Annotated in this window: 14 protein-coding genes; 10 read left to right on the top strand and 4 right to left on the bottom strand. The window is 58.6% G+C overall.

Translation table 11 applies throughout. The features are described 5' to 3' along the window. Positions 1-28 precede the first annotated feature (28 nt). Positions 29-1,045, bottom strand: a complete 1,017-nt coding sequence (locus tag ABDK11_RS06275; RefSeq protein WP_346839446.1) for a thiamine pyrophosphate-dependent dehydrogenase E1 component subunit alpha — start codon at positions 1,043-1,045, stop codon at positions 29-31. Positions 1,046-1,135: 90 nt separating this feature from the next. Further along, positions 1,136-2,542, bottom strand: coding sequence for a carotenoid oxygenase family protein (locus ABDK11_RS06270; protein WP_346839445.1), 1,407 nt, complete (start codon positions 2,540-2,542; stop codon positions 1,136-1,138). Between the two features lie 163 nt (positions 2,543-2,705). On the opposite strand from ABDK11_RS06270, the gene ABDK11_RS06265 reads away from it, so the two are divergent. Next, on the top strand, positions 2,706-3,188 hold the full coding sequence (locus tag ABDK11_RS06265) for a nuclear transport factor 2 family protein (RefSeq protein ID WP_346839444.1): 483 nt from the start codon (positions 2,706-2,708) through the stop codon (positions 3,186-3,188). A gap of 182 nt (positions 3,189-3,370) precedes the next feature. Here the strand turns inward: ABDK11_RS06265 and ABDK11_RS06260 are convergent, their stop codons facing one another. Continuing rightward, positions 3,371-4,384: an NADP-dependent oxidoreductase gene (locus ABDK11_RS06260; RefSeq protein ID WP_346839443.1), complete on the bottom strand. Its 1,014-nt coding sequence runs from the start codon at positions 4,382-4,384 to the stop codon at positions 3,371-3,373. Positions 4,385-4,706: 322 nt separating this feature from the next. Between ABDK11_RS06260 and ABDK11_RS06255 the strand changes: the two genes are divergently transcribed. From ABDK11_RS06255 to ABDK11_RS06240, 4 genes are all read left to right on the top strand, one after another. Then, positions 4,707-5,051, top strand: coding sequence for an antibiotic biosynthesis monooxygenase (locus tag ABDK11_RS06255; RefSeq protein ID WP_346839442.1), 345 nt, complete (start codon positions 4,707-4,709; stop codon positions 5,049-5,051). Positions 5,052-5,108: 57 nt separating this feature from the next. Further along, a complete protein-coding gene (locus ABDK11_RS06250; RefSeq protein WP_346839441.1) occupies positions 5,109-7,298 on the top strand; it encodes a molybdopterin-dependent oxidoreductase in 2,190 nt (729 codons plus the stop codon). A gap of 84 nt (positions 7,299-7,382) precedes the next feature. Next, positions 7,383-8,849, top strand: a complete 1,467-nt coding sequence (locus ABDK11_RS06245) for an NAD-dependent succinate-semialdehyde dehydrogenase (RefSeq protein ID WP_346839440.1) — start codon at positions 7,383-7,385, stop codon at positions 8,847-8,849. Between the two features lie 382 nt (positions 8,850-9,231). Beyond that, the gene (locus tag ABDK11_RS06240; RefSeq protein ID WP_346839439.1) at positions 9,232-9,921 is read left to right on the top strand and encodes a TetR/AcrR family transcriptional regulator; all 690 of its coding nucleotides are present in this window, start codon (positions 9,232-9,234) and stop codon (positions 9,919-9,921) included. A 198-nt stretch (positions 9,922-10,119) separates the two neighbouring features. On the opposite strand, the gene ABDK11_RS06235 is transcribed toward ABDK11_RS06240, so the two are convergent. Next, positions 10,120-11,235: an acyl-CoA dehydrogenase gene (locus ABDK11_RS06235; protein WP_346839438.1), complete on the bottom strand. Its 1,116-nt coding sequence runs from the start codon at positions 11,233-11,235 to the stop codon at positions 10,120-10,122. Between the two features lie 277 nt (positions 11,236-11,512). On the opposite strand from ABDK11_RS06235, the gene ABDK11_RS06230 reads away from it, so the two are divergent. The 5 genes from ABDK11_RS06230 to ABDK11_RS06210 all read left to right on the top strand — a co-directional run bounded on the left by ABDK11_RS06230 (position 11,513) and on the right by ABDK11_RS06210 (position 17,894). Next, the gene (locus ABDK11_RS06230; RefSeq protein ID WP_346839437.1) at positions 11,513-12,994 is read left to right on the top strand and encodes a coniferyl aldehyde dehydrogenase; all 1,482 of its coding nucleotides are present in this window, start codon (positions 11,513-11,515) and stop codon (positions 12,992-12,994) included. Between the two features lie 93 nt (positions 12,995-13,087). Beyond that, the gene (locus tag ABDK11_RS06225) at positions 13,088-14,509 is read left to right on the top strand and encodes an FAD-dependent oxidoreductase (protein WP_346839436.1); all 1,422 of its coding nucleotides are present in this window, start codon (positions 13,088-13,090) and stop codon (positions 14,507-14,509) included. Positions 14,510-14,568: 59 nt separating this feature from the next. Then, positions 14,569-15,795, top strand: a complete 1,227-nt coding sequence (locus tag ABDK11_RS06220; RefSeq protein ID WP_346839435.1) for an acyl-CoA dehydrogenase family protein — start codon at positions 14,569-14,571, stop codon at positions 15,793-15,795. A 4-nt stretch (positions 15,796-15,799) separates the two neighbouring features. After that, entirely contained in the window at positions 15,800-16,819 is a 1,020-nt protein-coding gene (locus ABDK11_RS06215; protein WP_346839434.1) for a phosphotransferase, read from the top strand. Between the two features lie 157 nt (positions 16,820-16,976). Next, positions 16,977-17,894: an alpha/beta hydrolase gene (locus tag ABDK11_RS06210; RefSeq protein WP_346839433.1), complete on the top strand. Its 918-nt coding sequence runs from the start codon at positions 16,977-16,979 to the stop codon at positions 17,892-17,894. Positions 17,895-17,899 lie beyond the last annotated feature (5 nt).

The raw sequence follows: 17,899 nt of genomic DNA, 5'->3' as shown, positions 1-17,899 counted from the left end.
TCTTGTATTTCCAAGGTACGCCCGAGGGTTAGTATGCGGAGCTGTATACATTCTTCAGCAGTTCAGAATCATCGGGTGCCGGCGCCGCAAGCGCCGCTTCCGTCGCTTGCTCGATAAGCTCGGCCACCTCCTGGTCGACACGGTCGAGATCCTTGGCTTTGACGATTTTTTCCTTGAGGGCGCGCGCCCGGGCGATGGCGAGACAGTCCTGATCTTTCATCAGCTTCTCGACTTCCTGCTCTCCGCGATAGGCCTGCGGGTCGCCCTCGAAATGCCCCTTGAAGCGCGGCACATTGGCCTCGATAGTGACCGGGCCCTTGCCGGCACGACAGTGTTCCACTGCTTTTCGGCACGTTTCATATACGGCAAACAGGTCGGTCCCATCGACTTGATAGGCCGGCATGCCGAATCCCTGGGCACGGCTGGCAATATCCCTGGAGCCCACCGCATAGCTCGCGTGAGTACCTTCGCCATAGCCATTGTTTTCAAACAGGAAAATTGCCGGCAACTTCAAGACGACAGCCAGGTTCATCGCCTCGAAAGTGGTTCCCTGGTTCGAAGAGCCATCCCCCCCGAACGCCACACCAACCCGATCGGTACCAAGCGTTTTTGCAGAAAGTGCCGCACCGACAATAATCGGTGGGCCACCTCCGACGATGGCATTGGCGCCGAGCATACCTTTGTCAAAATCAGCGATGTGCATCGAGCCGCCCTTGCCATCGCAGAGACCGCCCTGCTTGGCCATGATTTCCTTCATCATGGCCCCCACGTCCGCACCTTTTGCGATGCAATGGCCGTGTCCGCGGTGGGTACTGATCACGTAGTCATTATCATCAAGCAGGAGGCAGATCCCCGCCGCAACCGCTTCCTGGCCCGAGTACAGATGCAGGAACCCGGGGATATTCCCCTTCATAAACTGTTCGCTGATTCTGTCTTCAAAAGACCGGATCGTGCGCATGGCGCGATAGGCTTGCAGAAATTTCTCTGCATCGAGCAACTGCTCGGTGGATTTTGGCTCCAGGAGCGAGTTCGTTTCAGTAGACATAGGTTGCCTCGATTATTATTGCCTGTTCTTTTCCCTGATCTGGCACCGAAAATTTCTGCTTGCACACTTGCGCGCGGTCGCTGGTTTTGGTTACAGAGTCAGGTTTTGCATCCAGTTAGCGTGAAAACCATTGGGGATTCGTGTAGGTACGTAAATCTTGGCCACTGGTCCCGCGGCTACGTCGCCGGCCGAGATAATGGACAGGTATTGGCCCTCACCGGGGTTGAAAACGAAGCACATGAGCCAGCCGTCTTCTTCATGTGGACTATCGGGATCAGGAACATACACAGGTTCACCGGCGTTCGCCTGCTCGCCATAGTTGAACAGGGCGGTTTCTCCGGTATTGAAATCGAACCGGCCGGTACAGTTGTAACCGTGCGCATCGTCCCACTGGCGATCGCTGGAAGCGGCGAAACCATAGCGGTATGGCTTGCCCATACGGCGTTCATCGACACGGGAAAACTCGCAAAATACATCGGAGAACTGTTCGTTGGTCAGGGTCCTGGTGGCCTTGTCCAGGGTCATGCGGTACATGCGTCGCGGCTGCTTCTCCACCCCGGTATCCATCGCCTGGGTGAAAGGCATACGGTTGATCCACACATAGTCGATGATGATCTTACCGCCGCGCTCAAATCCGTTGCAGAAATGCCAGCTGAAGAACGCCTCGGTTTCGTAAGTGACCACCTCTCCTTTTCCATCACGAGGTATCACCAGAATTTTGGTGCCCTGTTCCGGCTCCCAGGAAAATGGATCCTCGCCGCGCATTGCCCTCGTTACGTCATGGAAGGCCGGCGCATAGAAGATAAGCACGTGGTTTTCGGTAATCTGCAGGTCGTGAATAATGGCCTTGCGCGCAAATTGCACCGGGATCGTCTGCTTGTGGTGGGCGTGCTTGTCAAAAATCTGCAACCAATAATTGGGGCTGTCCCAACGCTGGGTGCAGCTGATCAGGTCTCCTGTGTCCGGGCAGATTTTTGGATGGGCGGTGAGCGCATCCCCGGGCTTGAGCGTGCCCTCGTAGTCATATAGCCCGACTGTGCTCAGGTCATTTTGCAGAAGGTGCGGAAAGCCGCCCTCCCACATGGCGAGGAGTTTTCCACCGTGATAGATCACATTGGTATTGGCGGTATTTCGCACCGGGTTTGGATCGCCGCCCTGCTCTATGACCTCGGCGGGCACCTCGAGCAGCTTGCCAACACTGCCGTAGATGGTGCGGCCAAACTGGCGTTCGGTCTTCAGGTGACTGGTTTCTACCCATCGATTCTTGTAGGTGGCCTGCCCGTCCTGCAGGTAGATCGAATGGATCATACCGTCGCCATCGAGGGGATAGACATAGTGGTTCGGTTGATAGGCGGTGTTCGGGCCGTCGCGCATGAACGCCCCGGTCAGGTTCGCGGGAATATTCCCTTCAACACGCAGCTCCCCGGGACCGAAATCACTCTCCTCCAGGACCGGCGCGTAATTCCCCTGCAGGTAGGGAAAGGCACTTAAATCCATGTGACGCTCCTCGAAATCTATTGTTCTTTTACGGAGGCCAACGGCACTTTCAGGCCTACGGTGGAAAAATACTAACAGCTCCAGCCTAAATAAAACAGTACCGATTGTTTCTTTTTGGCTCATTTGCCGCTAGAGTCGCAAGCAGTCAACTGGGAGAGCCGCAATGAACGCCAGCGCAGAGCGGAATAGAGGGCCGGAAGTAGAACGGGAGCTGCGGGCACTGATGGCGCGCTACTGCGATGCCGTCAACCGGCAGGATGGCGACGACTGGATCAGTTGCTGGGCCGACGACGCGCAGTGGGTACTCATGGGCACCGGGGTAAGCGGTCAACGGGACATCCTGGCCCTGTGGCAACAATTGATGTCCGGCTTCGACTTTGTGCTGATGCTGCCCAGCTCCTGCCTGTTTGCGGTGGAAGGCACCACCGTCACGGGGCACTGGTACCTGCAGGAATATACGCGCGATAAACACGGTAATTCGACAACCAATATCAGCCGTTACCGGGATACCTACCGGGAAGTAGACGGACAGTGGCGCTATCAAACCCGGGAGTGCCACTTTATTGTCAGTGGCGCTGCGGGACTTGATGGACCCTACAACCCCCTCGTCAAGCTGCCCGGAAACCCGCTTCAGATCACCGATTGAGCGTCGCTGCACTCCGGTAACGCAGGCGGTTCATCGAAAAAGTGCAGCGCAAGATTTGCCGGGTAAGGCTGCGCACTCAGCCGGAGATGCAGCCCGCAAACGGCTTCGCGGCACGCCAGCACGCTTTTCCACCACCTGAACAGATACCCGGTGAGCCACTGCCAGTGCATGAATACCGGTAATCACTCGGGATTATGAATAATCAACTTGCCGTTATTTGAGCCATTGAACAGTTTCAGGAAGGTCGGCAAAACATTATCCAGGCCGTCGACGATATCCTCCCGGAACCTGAGCTTCCCGGCCATCATCCAACTGGCCAGCTGCTCTACCCCCTCGGCAAAACGGTCCTGATAATCAAGCACGACAAAGCCCTGAATCGTGACGCTCTCGGCAACCAGCTGCCACAGGTTCTTTGGCCCGGGCGCATCCGGGTCGTTATAGGTGGAGATCCAGCCACAGACTGCGACCCGCGCGAACTTGTTCAGGCACATCAGTGCGGCGTCGAGAATCTCCCCGCCCACATTATCAAAATAGACATCGACACCCTGCGGACATGCCTGCTGAATAGCCGCCTGATAGTCGCCGCACGTCTTGTAATTGATTGCCCGATCGAAGCCGAGTTCACTGGTAATCCAATCGCACTTTTCGTCGGAACCGGCGATACCCACAACGTGACAGCCCTGCATTTTTGCGATCTGACCAACGACGGATCCGACCGCACCGGCGGCGGCACTGACCAGCACCGTCTCCCCGGCCAGGGGGCGCCCGACGTCCAACAGCCCGAAATAGGCGGTGAGGCCTGTGGGGCCGAGCACGCTCAAGAAGTTGCTCAGGGGGATACCCGAATTCTCATCGAGCTTGGTCATGGTGGCGGCGCTGCCGCGGGTATAACGCTCCCAGCCCCCCAGCGACATCACGATATCCCCCTCCCGAAGCAGATCGCTGCAGGACTTCACCACCCGGCCGATCACCGAGCTGCGGATCGGATCGCCAATGGCAATGGGCTCGATATAGTTATTTGCCTCACTCATCCAGCCGCGAATCGCCGGATCCAGGGAAATATAGAGATTCCGGATGATGGCTTCACCAGCGGCCGGTTCCGGCAGCGGAACATCCCGGAATGGTACGTCACTGGGCGTGGGCAGAGTGGTTGGGCGGGATGCCAGATAATACTGCCGATTCATTGGTTCAGTCATATCCCCTGTCGCTCCTGGCTATGCGCTGTCGCGGTCAAGTTGAAATAGAAATCAACACTGGTCGGTTCGAATCTCACCTCATTTCCACCAGCGGAACGCAGCCAACATCAACAGCCATCAGCAGCAACCGGTGACGACACGGCCAGGGCACTCGAAACCAATCACGGTAAACACTTGCCCGGCACTCCCCGATCGGGATCGGTCGGCAGAATATAGCCTCGACAAAAAAAGCAGTCAACCCTGATTGTTTTATGGCAATGGTTCTGGTAGCGTCAGGGTAAGTGCCAGAGGTTTTACGCTTTTGCCAACACAGGAAATCACTATGACCGTACTGATTAACGGAACCGTTGATATAAAAGCAGAAGAGCGGGCCGAAGCCCTCGCCGCCGCCGCCGAACTGATTCCGGCGACCCGGGCACAGAAGGGCTGCAAGCACTATGTCTGGTCTGCCGATCCCACTTCCGATACGCGGATTTACGTTTATGAGAACTGGGAGTCGAGCGATGCCCTGAACGCCCACCTGTCGGGGCCGTATTACGCGAAGATGCTGGCGATCCTGGGCAGATTCGGGATTCTCGATACGATGGTTTCGAAGTTCAAGATTGCCATCGAAGAACCGGTCTACGATCCAGACGGAAACCCCAGGGGAGACTTCTTTACCGTCTGAGCGCTGCTGGCAGGGTTACACGGCCGAAAAACCAATCACGAATTCGGTGGCTACATCATGCAACAAAAGAATCAGAGCGATCAGGTAAAAACATTTTGCCGCTTCTGCCACGCCAATTGCCCGATGGTGGCTACCGTCAAGGACAATAAGCTCACTGCCCTGCGGCCGGATACCGACAACGAGATTTTCGGCGGATATACCTGCCTCAAGGGGCGACAGATGCCCGAGCAGCTGTATCTTCCCGAGCGTATCCAGGCCTCACTGAAGAAAAACAGTGAGGGCGGCTGGACTGAAATCAGCAGCGCCCAGGCACTGGATGAAATTGCCGGAAAATTACAGGAACTGCGCAAAAAGTACGGCCCGCGCAGTATCGCCAGCTATAACGGCACCGTTTCATTCCAGAATTCCGCCACACACCCAGTGGCCAAAGCCTGGCACGTGGCACTGGAATCACCCTCATACTACACGAGCATTACCATCGACCAGCCGGCCAAAGTCGGTATCGGCCAGGCGCGCATGGGGTTCTGGCTGGGGGGCAATCACACCTGGCAGGATTCCGATGTTGCGCTGATTATCGGCAACAATACGCTGGTCTCGCATTTTTCGATTCCGGGCGGCATCCCCTCCTTCAGCCCCAGCAGCGCCCTGCGCGAAGGGAAGAAGCGGGGCATGAAAATTATTTGTGTGGACCCGCGCAAATCGGAAGTTGCCGCACGCGCGGACCTCCACTTGCAGGTAAAACCCGGTCAGGATGCGGTATTGCTCGCCGGACTGCTGCATATCATCCTCGACGAGGGGCTGCACGACGCCGACTTCTGTAGCGAGAACATCACCAATCTCGACGTCTTCAAGGCCAGCCTGGAACGCTTTACGCCCGAATATGTCGCCGCGCGCACCGAACTCGAGCGGGAAGACATTATCACCGCCGCGCGCCTGTTCGCCGCCGGCCCGCGGGGCTCGGCGACAACCGGTACCGGGCCGGAGATGGGGCCCTACCCCAACCTGGTGCAACATCTGACCCAGGCGCTCAACGCGATTTGCGGCCGACACTACCGCGCCGGGGAAAAACTCCCCAATGCCGGTGTGCTGTCGCCACCGATGCCGCGCCCGGCACAGGCGATTCCCCCGCAGCCAGAATGGTTGACCGGTGTGCGCAGCCGGGTGTCCGAGGATATTGGTGAAGTCACGGTGCTGACTGCCAACGGGCCGATCAAGGAGATGCCCACCGCGATCTGCGCCGATGAAATCCTGCTGGAAGGCAACGGCCAGATCAAAGCGCTGATCGTGATCGGCGGCAACCCGCTACTGGCATGGCCGGGTCAGGCCAAGGCCTACGAGGCGCTGAAAAGCCTCGAACTGCTGGTCTGCCTGGATTACAAAATGTCGGTCACTGCCGAGCTCGCGGATTATGTGATCGGATCGAAACTCTGTCTGGAGCGCGATGACCTCACCGTGCTCACGGATATCTGGTACGAACAGCCATACAGCCAGTACACCAAGACCGTTGTCGAGGCCGAAGGGGATGTCATCGAGGAATGGGAACTGTTCTGGGAGCTGGGCAAACGACTGGGCCTGGAGCTCAGTATCCGCGAACAGCCCCTCGACATGGTCAACAAGCCATCAAAGTACGAGATTCTGGAAAAGATGACAGTGGGCTCGCGCGTGCCACTGGCGGAAATCTACCATCGCGAGGGCGGCCATGTGTACGACCTTCCCGACGTCATTGTCGCCCCCGCGGATCCGGCCACCAGGGGGTTGATGGACCTGTTCCCCGCTGGCCTTGCCGACGAGCTGGAAGGTGCCGCGCGGGATGCCGATCGCGGCCTAAACCTGAAAAAGGACTACCCGTTCCTGCTCGTGAGCCGCCGGATGAAAAATGTCTACAACTCCACCGGGCAGGAATTGAGTTTTCTCGCCTCCAAGGGAACGACCAACCCGGCCTTTATACACCCCGACGACGTGAGCGCGCTGAACCTGCAGGATGGAGAAGTGGTTGCCATACGCTCGCCACAGGGGCAGATACCCGCCGTGGTAAAAAGCAGCCCGGATATCAAGCGCGGCGTGGTTTCCATGGCCCACTGCTGGGGCGCCGCACCGGATGGCGCCAGCGACGATCGCGTGCGCGAGATCGGTGCCAACACCAACCGCCTGATAAGCAATCTGGACAATCCGGAAAAGTATTCTGGCATGGCACAACAGAGCGCTATCCCAATCACGATTGAGAGACTCACAGGTGGCACTGCGTGACCTGCGCTCTCGGGCACCCTACTCTTCTCACTGAACACTGTAGCCAGCTACAAGTGATACAACATTTACCGGTCGAGGTCGTCGATGCCAGAGCTTTCGAATAAATCCCTGTTACGTACGCAGCTGTATATCAACGGTGAGTGGGTCGACGCCGATAGTGGCGATACCGTGCAGGTGGTAAATCCAGCCAACAACCAGCCGATTGCCAGCATCCCCAACGCCGGCGCTGCAGAAACGCGTCGCGCCATCGAGGCCGCCGACAGAGCCATTCAGAGCTGGCGCAACCTGGTGGCCAAGGAACGCTCGGCCGTACTCAAGCGATGGTTCCGGCTGATCATGGACAACCAGGAAGATCTGGCCAGGCTCATGACCGCCGAACAGGGCAAGCCGCTCGCTGAGTCCCGCGGTGAAGTCGCTTACGGTGCAGCATTTGTCGAATGGTTTGCGGAAGAAGGTCGGCGTATTTATGGCGATACCATTGCGGCCAATAATCCGGCGCAACGCATCGTCACACTGAAACAGCCTATCGGTGTTGTCGCGGCAATCACACCCTGGAACTTCCCCATTGCGATGATCACACGCAAGGTGGCACCCGCTCTGGCAGCTGGCTGCACCATCGTGTTGAAACCGGCCACAGAAACCCCGCTATGTGCACTGGCGCTGGCCCGGCTCGGTGAGGAGGCAGGTATTCCGCCGGGGGTCTTCAGCGTGGTCGCCGGTGACCACGCGCGCGAGATCGGCCGCGAGATGACCAGCAATAGCATCATTCGCAAGCTTACTTTTACCGGCTCCACCGTAATCGGCAGGGCACTGATGGCACAATGTGCCGGTAGCATCAAAAAGACCTCCATGGAGCTGGGCGGCAATGCGCCGTTTGTCGTCTTCGAGGATGCCGACCTGGATGCCGCCGTTGCCGGCCTGATGGCATCGAAGTTTCGCAATGCAGGGCAAACCTGCGTGTGCGCCAATCGCATTCTGGTACAGGAAGGCGTCTTCGAGGCTTTTGTCGACAAGTTTCTTACCGCTGTCAGCGCACTCAAGACCGGAGACGGATCAGAGGAAGGTGTCACCATTGGGCCACTGATCAACGAGTGGGCATACCGGAAAGTCAACGAGCTGGTGGATCAGGCGGTGAACAGCGGTGCCCAGGTACTGATTGGCGGTCGGGGCTCCACGGCAAATGGCGGCTATTTTTACCAACCCACGGTATTAACCGGGGTGGATAACAGTATGGACGTGTACAACGAGGAAATCTTCGGCCCGGTAGCACCGATACTCAAGTTCAAGACGGAAGCGGAAGCCATCCGCATGAGCAACGACACCCCTTATGGACTTTCCGCCTATTTTTATGCCCGCGATATCGGGCGGATATGGCGTGTCAGCGAAGCGCTGGATTACGGCATCGTCGGTATCAATGAAGGCATTATCTCCACCGAAGTCGCGCCGTTTGGCGGGGTCAAGGAGTCGGGTATCGGCCGCGAGGGCTCCAAATACGGCATCGATGACTACCTGGAAATCAAATACCTGTGCATGGGCGGGATAACCCCTTAACCGGCCCCGCGCCGCCAATACCCGGGTCAGCAGCAAATCCGGGCAACCTATCCTCTCTCCCTTACGGCCCCCTACAATTGCCAATGGCGTATTGCGGGGGCTTTTTTCATCCACTGCGGTCGAAGGTTCGTACTATAAAAAACAACAATTATGACCAAACAAGCATACCGAGACCGAAGCCGCGCTAAAGGCGGACCAGGAGCAAGGTGCGGCCTTCAAATGCCATGATCAAAAAACAACCCGGACAGTTTCACTGCTTATTTACGGACTATCGCGTAATGCCATTTTTTCCCTGTCAGGTTTCGCTTATAATTAACCCAGTACCTCCTGCTTAAAACAGTCTGCACTGTTTTGGTTCTTCGAATGTTGGGATCACAAAGTAATGACCGCAGTTAAATCACCCAAGTCCAAACGCGTTAAGAACGAGGAAGGCGTTAGCTGGCAGTCCCAGAAAAGCGCAATGACGCGCGACCGTATTCTGGAAGCCGCCATCGACTGCTTTCTCAACCTCGGCTATTCCAACGTAACCACGGCCAAGGTCGCCGATGCCGCGGGTGTCTCACGGGGTGCAATGCTGCACCACTTCCCCTCCAAGACGGAATTAATCCAGGCGACAGTTGAATATCTCCACCAGAAGCTACTCGATGACTACACGCAACGGGTGTCCCTGATTCCGAAAAAGCTGAAAGGCAAGGATCGCCGCCGCGCGGGGCTGGACGCCTACTGGGATCACCTCACCGGTGACCTGGCTGTCGTGTATCACGAGCTGTGCGTGGCCGGACGGACCGATCCCGAGCTCAACGCAATTCTGGAAAGCTCCGTATCCCGCTTTGAAGAGCATGTGCACGAATCCAACAAGGAAATGTTCAAGGAATGGAATGATCGCGGCGATCTCTACTTTCTCGCCATGGACATTACCAAATACCTGATGGAAGGCATGGCCGTCGGCCAGTGGGGAAAGAATAAGGACCAGAGAATTGACCGGTTGCTGGACTATCTGGGAGACCGACTGGAAGAAATTTTTTCCGACAAGGGCCAGACCGCGATATCACGCCACACGAAAAAGCCCTGATCCCGACAAGTCGCTGCGTGGCCGAAATCGATTCACGGCGCCCTCCATATGCCAGCCCGGCAAGCCGCGCTGGCAGCTTTTATGCGATGGCAGGAACACATCCAGGCGAACCTTTTCCCCAATCGGTGGCTGGTGGCTGGTCACTAAAAGACTGCAGCGCCCCAGGCGGGCAATCACCTGTGCAGGGCGCCCAACCGTTTATGCCGCCAAGGCCATATACTTCTGCAGTTGGTATTCCTCATCGCCGTAGAGCATGCCCAGCAACAACAGCCGCTTGAAGTGATGGCCCACAATTAACTCATCGGTCATACCAATGCCGCCGTGCAGCTGCACCGCCTCCTGGGATACATGGCGGCCGGCTTCAGCAATTTTAAGCTTGAGCGCAGCGCAGGCCCGGGCAGCATCGGCGCTGCCCTCGTCCAGCAGGATGGCCGCATAGAATAACAGGGAACGGGCTTCCTCTATTTTCAGGTACATATCGGCCATGCGGTGCTGGAGCGCCTGGAACTTGCCAATCGGCTGGCCAAACTGCTCCCGCGTCCTGGTGTATTCAACCGTGGTATCCAGTAATACCTGCATTGCCCCCAGCGCTTCACCGCCCATTGCGACGGTTGTCATCGCGAGGACTTTCTCGATGTGACCACTGGCCTCCCCCGCGGCGCCCAATTGCTGCCCCGGGGTCAGAGTGACGCTCGCGAATTCAATGTGCGCACCACGGCTGCCATCCACCGCAGTGAAAGGAGTGCGCATTACGCCTTGCGCCTCTGCATCGACAATAAATAGTCCGAGCCCCGCCTCGCTCTCGGCGGTCACAATCAGGAAGTCGGCACAGTGGCCGTTGAGCACTGCCAACTTCTTGCCACTCAGGCGATAGCCGCCCGGGGCAGCTGTCACACGGGTGGATACGCATTCCAGGTCATAACCACCGCGCGACTCGGCGAAGGCAAACGCCCACTGCGTGCGACCATCGATGATACCGGCTACATAGCGGTCCTGCTGGGCACCACTGCCCGCGTGCTGCAAAAAACCGCCACAGGTCACCACCGTGGTCAGGAACGGCTCCCGGACCAGCCCACGCCCCATCGCTTCCGTCATGACCATGGTATCGACGGCCCCGCCACCGAAGCCACCCAGCGCTTCGGAGAATGGCATGCACAGCCAGCCCAGCTCGGCGAACTGACCCCAGGCATCCGGATCGAACCCCAACTCGGTGCCGGCCAATCGGCGGTGGCGCTCTACTCCACAATGATCCCGCACGAATTTTTCCACACTGTCTTTCAACAGCATCTGTTCTTCGGTGAGTGAAAAGTCCATAGCTAGCCTGTTACGCGATTATCCCGATTGCTGGGGTGCAGGGTCTGCCTGGCCCGGTTTGCCGTCTATTCATGGGTTACCGGGCGCCGCGACGTTCACATCCAGCGTGTCCAGCCACGCTGGTGACAACTGTCAGTGACTCAACACTACCAGAAGGCCCCATACAAAACAATCAGGCCAGACTGTTTTATTGCGGAGGAAATTGAAATAGAATTTGAACCGAGAGGAACATCATCCACGTGCCGGGTCATACCAGCAAAAGAAAGGGAATCCCACCGTGTACTCTACGCCAGAACAGGACGTCGCCAGCAAAGCCCCTGACCAACCGCAAGCCCCGGACGCCGGGCACCTCGACCGCATCCTCGCCGCACAAAAGGCGTCCTTCGAGGCCGAGGGCGCGGTGTCAGCCAAAACCCGCATCGATCGTATCGACCGGGCCATCGCCCAGCTTCAGAAATATCAGGACGACATCGCCGAAGCGCTGCGGCAGGACTTCGGCCATCGCCCACTGCAACACAGCAAGCTGATGGACGTGGCGGCGGGAATTGCGCCGCTGCAGCACGCCCGGAAACATGTCAAAAAATGGATGCGCCCGCAAAAACGCAGCACCCTTTTCCCCCTGAACTTATTCGGGGCGCGCTCCCGCATTGAATACCAGCCTCTGGGGGTCATTGGCATCATCAGCCCGTGGAACTTCCCTGTGAACCTGGCATTTGCACCACTGGCACAGGCGCTCGCAGCGGGAAACCGGGCGATGATCAAGCCATCGGAATTTACCCCGAACACCTCCGCGCTGATGCAGCGCATGGTGGCGGAGGCATTCGATCCCAGTGAGGTCGCGGTGGTCACCGGCGGGCCTGAAATTGGCGAGGCATTTAGCAGCCTGCCCTTCGACCACCTGATTTTCACCGGCGCCACTTCCATTGCTCGACATGTGCTGGCCGCGGCCGCACGGAACCTCGTCCCGGTAACCCTGGAGCTGGGTGGGAAGTCACCGGTGATTATCGGCAAGAGCGCAAACACGGCGCTGGCATGCGATCGCATTATATGGGGAAAAATCACCAACGCTGGCCAGATCTGCCTGGCGCCGGATTACTGCTTTGTCCATGAGGACCAACTGCAGCACTATATTGCGGGCTTCAAAACCTCGGTCGCGAAAATGCTGCCCAGCCTGCTGCATAACCCCGACTACACATCAATCGTTAACGAGCGCCACTACCAGCGCCTGCAATCCTACCTCGCTGACGCGAAAGCAAAGGGGGCAACAATTATCGAGATCAACCCCGCCAGCGAGTCCTTTGAGAGCCAGCCCTACCACAAGATGCCACCAACACTGCTGCTGAATGTCACCGACGACATGCTGATCATGCAAGAGGAAATCTTTGGCCCATTGCTGCCGGTTATGACCTATCAAAACATGGGTGACGCTCTCCATTATATCAACCGTAGGCCGCGCCCACTCGGCCTGTACTATTTCGGACATGACCCGCGCGAGGAAAGAACGGTTCTCGATCGAACCACCTCCGGTGGAGTCACCATCAACGATGTGGTCATGCACGTGAGCCAGGAAGACCTGCCGTTTGGTGGGGTGGGTCAAAGTGGCATGGGGTGTTACCACGGATTCGATGGATTCAGGACTTTCAGCCATACAAAATCGATCTTTCGCCAGTCCAAACTGGATATCGCTGCCATGACCGGCATGAGCCCGCCGTTTAATGACAAGACAGAAAAAACTATTCAGCAAATGCTCAAGGGTTGACGCGCCCTGCCCCCGTCGCCCGGCATCGCCTTTTGCGCGCTGCGCACAGCTCAATGGCAAACCGTAAAATAAGAAGGAAAGGGTAGTATCACGATGGCGAATTACAGAATCTGGGAATGCCTGGTCTGTGGCTGGGTGTACAACGAAGCGGATGGCTGGCCCGAAGATGACATTCTGCCCGGAACACGCTGGGAGGATATCCCCGAAGACTGGCTCTGCCCGGAGTGCGGCGTCAGCAAGGCGGATTTCGAAATGGTGTTGGTCTGTGAGCCTCAGGAAGCAGCGGCCACCGAAGCCATCACCGACCAAAGCCGCGAATCCACCGACGCAACCGCCGAGCCGATCGTCATTGTCGGCTCAGGGCTGGCCGGCTATAACCTGGCCCGGGAGATTCGCAAACACGACAAGCAGATACCCGTCGTGCTGCTCACGGCAGACGACGGTCGCTTTTATTCCAAGCCATTGCTGTCCACAGGCTTTCATCGCGCGCTAACGCCGGAACAGATGTCCAGCGCCTCGGCACTGGATATGGCCGGCGAGCTGAATATCGAAGTGCGTACTTTCTGCCACGTCACGGCGATTGATACTCGAGCCCGTGTGGTGCGGTTCAGCCAACAGCCGGAAGACGCACGAACGCTCGGCTATCGCCAACTGGTGCTCGCCACCGGCGCGGCATGCGCAGAGCTGCCGCTGGCAGGGAATGCCACAGAGCACGTTTATTCCATCAATGATCTGACCGACTACACACGTTTTCGCGCGTCCATGGACGGTGTCAGGAAAGTACTGGTGATCGGTGCCGGCCTGATCGGCTGTGAATATGCCAATGACCTGATCCTGTCCGGATATGAAGTGGAAGTGGTCGACCCGATGGCAACCGCACTGGCGACCCTGCTGCCGCCACCGGCTTCACAGTCCGTACAGCGGGCTCTGGAGAAAGCCGGGGTACGCTTTCATTTCGGGACGGTAGTGAAAACCGTCGCGCACCCAGCTGACGGCGAGGGTGTGTCCGTCACCCTGCGCAATGGGGAAATTCTCCGTGCCGACATCATACTGTGCGCCGTCGGTGTGCGGCCGCGCACGGAACTGGCCAGCGCTGCGGGACTGGCCGTCAATCGCGGTATTGTCGTCGATCGGGAACTGCAGACCAGTGCAGAGAACATCTATGCGCTGGGGGATTGCGCCGAGGTTGACGGGCATGTGCTGGTGTATGTCGCCCCCCTGATGGCATGCGCCCGCGCCCTGGCCAAAACCCTCACCGGCAATCCTACCCGGGTCTGCTATGGAACCATGCCGGTATTGATTAAAACCACCGTCTTTCCGGTTGTCAGTCACCCGCCCGCCGCGGATGTCAAAGGGGGGTGGATCATCGAGCAGGATACCGCAGAAGGCGTCAGGGCCGTATTCAAGACCTGCCATGGCGTTATTGCCGGTTTCGCCCTGACCGGCGAGTGCGTCGGAGCCAGGGAAAGCCTGGCCGCACTGACGCAGCCGATCATGCTGCCCGAAGTGCAATAAGCCGCGCATGGCCTTTCCCTCTTTCCGCGGGAAAACGCCAGCATACTACGGAGCATCCCATGTACACATTCAGTCATAAATCGCGGCAACTGCAGGCCGAGCTCAGCGCCTTCATGGACGAGCATATTTTCCCAAATGAAGCCGCTTACGCCGCGCAACTGCACGCTACCGAAAACCGTTTTGCGCCTTTGCCACTCATGGACGCATTGAAAGCCAGGGCCAAGGCCGCCGGCCTGTGGAATCTATTCACACCGGAAAGTCACGGTCAATATTGCAGCCACGGCGGCCTGAGCAATTTCGACTATGCGCCCCTGGCGGAAATGATGGGCAGGGTCAGTTGGTCGCCGGAAGTGTTCAACTGTAACGCCCCGGATACCGGCAATATGGAAGTTCTGATGAACTATGCCAGCGAGTTTCAGCGCGAGGAGTGGCTCACACCACTGCTCAATGGTGAAATCCGTTCTTCCTATGCCATGACGGAACCACAAGTCGCTTCCAGTGACGCCACCAATATTGAACTGTCCATCAGGCGTGAGGGCGACAGCTGGGTACTGAACGGGCGCAAGTGGTTTATTACCGGCGCCATGAACGAACGCACGCGGCTGTTTATCGTGATGGGCAAGTCCGATCCGCACAATCCCGACCGACACAAGCAGCAGACCCAGGTCCTGGTTCCGAAGGAAACCCCGGGAATTCAGCTGATCCGCCCGCTGTCCACCCTGGGCTATGACGATGCTCCCATCGGCCACGCCGAAATTGCTTTCGACAATGTGCGGGTTCCGCTTGGGAACGTCCTGCTCGGCGAGGGACGCGGATTTGAAATCGCCCAGGGACGACTCGGACCGGGCCGGATGCACCACTGTATGCGCCTGGTCGGCGCCGCCCAGCGCGCGTTGGAACTGGCATGCCAGCGCGCCGCATCACGCACAACCTTCGGCCGTACCCTGAGCAAACACCAGTCTGTGCGTGAGGAGATTGCCAGAAGCTTTTCCGAAATCGAGATGGCCCGCTTGCTGGTTCTCAAGACCAGCCACAAAATGGATCAACAGGGCGTTGCCGCCAGCGTGGATATGATCGCCGCGAGCAAAACTACCGTGCCTTTGCTGGTACAGAATATTCTCGACCGCTGTATGCAGATACACGGTGCCGGGGGCCTCACCGCAGATTACCCGATGGCCGAGGCTTTCAATTACGCGCGCTGGTGTCGCCAGGCCGACGGCCCCGACCAGGTTCACCAGATGGCACTGGGCAAGCAGATTATCGAACGTTACGCCGAGCGGGGCTAACACCATGACCACCATCGCAGCGGAAACAGACGCCCGCACGCTCGGCGGATATCTGCAACAGCAGGTCGCGGGATTCCGCGGCCCGATCACCATCGAGAAATTCCCCGATGGGCAATCCAATCCCACCTTCCTGGTCCGGGCCCAAAGTGGCAGATATGTGCTGCGCCGCAAGCCTGCGGGCCAGCTACTGAAGTCGGCACATGCGGTGGACCGGGAATTCCGCGTTATGTCCGCCCTCGCCGGAACCGACGTCCCCGTCGCGCGAACCTATCACCTGTGTGAGGATGACAGCATCATCGGCAGCATGTTTTATCTGATGGAATATGTTGAGGGTCGGATGCTGTGGAACCCCGCCCTGCCCGATCTGCAGCCACCGCAGCGTCGGGCCATCTACGCCGAGATGAATCGCGTACTCGCTGCCCTGCACTCGGTGGATATCGAGGCGGTCGGGCTCACGGATTACGGTAAACCCGGCAATTACTTTGCGCGGCAGGTTGGTCGCTGGTCGAGGCAGTACCGCGCCTCGGAAACCGAAACCATTGCCGCCATGGAGCACTTACTGCAGTGGTTGCCCGCCAATATGCCGGCTGAGGATGGCCGGGTGTCGCTCGTCCATGGCGATTTCCGGTTGGATAATATGCTGTTCCACCCGCTGGAGCCGCGGGTACTGGCACTGCTGGACTGGGAGTTGTCGACTCTCGGGCACCCATTTGCCGACCTGGCCTACCAGTGCATGCAGCTGCGCATGGACCACGACGGCATCATGCCCGGCCTGGGCGGGCTGGAGCGCTCTGACCTGGGAATTCCGTCCGAGAAAGACTACGTGGCCGCATACTGCGCGCAGATGGGCATCGACGAAATCCCGCACTGGAATTTCTATCTGGTCTTCAGCTTCTTCCGCTTCGCTGCCATTCTGCAGGGCGTAAAGCAGCGTGCACTGGCCGGCAACGCGTCCAGCGACAAGGCGCTGCAAATGGGCAACCTGGCGCGGCCACTGGCGGAAATGGCCCTCGAGTTGTGCTGAATCCGGCCGCGGCTGGCCCGTTGTTGGCCGGCGCCAATCACCAGTTCCGGCAGCGTACGGGCAAAGGGAACCGGGGCGTCCTATTAATGGCGAACACTTGGTAGCCGATATGGATATTGAACAAGTCCATCCACAAATAAGGCAAGCCATCCGGCTTGTGCCACGCTTGCCGTTCCACCGCCCGCTGTTTGTTCGCATCAGTAATCTGCTGCTGAAATTGCTGCCCGCACAGAAATCCATCGCCGGCATTGCACTGGAGCGGCAGGCGCTGTCACACGGCAGCTTGCGCATCTACCGCCCGCTGGAAGGTTCCAGCGGCGCCGGGCTGTTGTGGATTCACGGTGGCGGCATGATCACCGGGCGCGCGGCACAGGACGATCGGCTCTGCAGCGCCTGGGCGCGGCAGCTGGGCCTGTCAGTATTCTCCATCGACTACCGGCTGGCGCCGCGGCACCCGTTCCCCGCCGCGCTGGACGACTGTTATGAGGCCTGGCAGTGGTTGCTGAATACAGCTGATCGCCATGGATTGGAGCCTACCCGCATCGCCATTGCCGGGCAGAGTGCCGGTGGCGGCCTGGCAGCCAGTCTGGTGCAAAAGATCCGCGACGAGGGCATCGCGCAACCGGCCGCGCTGGCCCTGTTCAGCCCCATGCTGGACGACCGCACCGCACTGCGAACGGAACTCGATGCGCTCGATCACCGAATCTGGAACAATAAAAGCAATCGCGCCGGCTGGTCCGCCTACCTGGGGATACCTGCTGGCGCAGCCGAAGTGCCCCGTTACGCGGTAGCGGCCAGAAGAAAGAACCTGGCGGGCTTGCCGCCGACCTGGATCGGGGTCGGAGGCATCGACCTGTTCCGTGCAGAAGCGCAGGAGTACGCCCGTCGGCTGACTGCTGCCGGCGTTCACTGTCGACTCCACCTGGCGCCCATGGCGCCCCATGCCTTCGAGACCATCGCCCCCGACTCCGGTATCGCCCGGGCGCTCTACGGCGATAATGAGCACTTCCTGCGCGCCGCACTCGGCCTGCAGGACATCGCCACAAAAAGAGCCACGACACCAACGACCAGTTAGCGCTT

The organism is Microbulbifer sp. SAOS-129_SWC (genome assembly GCF_039696035.1).
Taxonomy (GTDB): domain Bacteria; phylum Pseudomonadota; class Gammaproteobacteria; order Pseudomonadales; family Cellvibrionaceae; genus Microbulbifer.
The sequence above is the reverse complement of the archived record's forward strand: the minus strand, read 5'-3'. Positions and strand labels throughout refer to the sequence as shown.

What these genes read in the sequence shown, in the direction of transcription:
- ABDK11_RS06275 (WP_346839446.1), bottom strand. Translation starts at nt 1,045, where the DNA reads ATGTCTACTGAAACGAACTCGCTCCTGGAGCCAAAATCCACCGAGCAG.
- ABDK11_RS06270 (WP_346839445.1), bottom strand. Translation starts at nt 2,542, where the DNA reads ATGGATTTAAGTGCCTTTCCCTACCTGCAGGGGAATTACGCGCCGGTC.
- ABDK11_RS06265 (WP_346839444.1), top strand. Translation starts at nt 2,706, where the DNA reads ATGAACGCCAGCGCAGAGCGGAATAGAGGGCCGGAAGTAGAACGGGAG.
- ABDK11_RS06260 (WP_346839443.1), bottom strand. Translation starts at nt 4,384, where the DNA reads ATGACTGAACCAATGAATCGGCAGTATTATCTGGCATCCCGCCCAACC.
- ABDK11_RS06255 (WP_346839442.1), top strand. Translation starts at nt 4,707, where the DNA reads ATGACCGTACTGATTAACGGAACCGTTGATATAAAAGCAGAAGAGCGG.
- ABDK11_RS06250 (WP_346839441.1), top strand. Translation starts at nt 5,109, where the DNA reads ATGCAACAAAAGAATCAGAGCGATCAGGTAAAAACATTTTGCCGCTTC.
- ABDK11_RS06245 (WP_346839440.1), top strand. Translation starts at nt 7,383, where the DNA reads ATGCCAGAGCTTTCGAATAAATCCCTGTTACGTACGCAGCTGTATATC.
- ABDK11_RS06240 (WP_346839439.1), top strand. Translation starts at nt 9,232, where the DNA reads ATGACCGCAGTTAAATCACCCAAGTCCAAACGCGTTAAGAACGAGGAA.
- ABDK11_RS06235 (WP_346839438.1), bottom strand. Translation starts at nt 11,235, where the DNA reads ATGGACTTTTCACTCACCGAAGAACAGATGCTGTTGAAAGACAGTGTG.
- ABDK11_RS06225 (WP_346839436.1), top strand. Translation starts at nt 13,088, where the DNA reads ATGGCGAATTACAGAATCTGGGAATGCCTGGTCTGTGGCTGGGTGTAC.
- ABDK11_RS06220 (WP_346839435.1), top strand. Translation starts at nt 14,569, where the DNA reads ATGTACACATTCAGTCATAAATCGCGGCAACTGCAGGCCGAGCTCAGC.
- ABDK11_RS06215 (WP_346839434.1), top strand. Translation starts at nt 15,800, where the DNA reads ATGACCACCATCGCAGCGGAAACAGACGCCCGCACGCTCGGCGGATAT.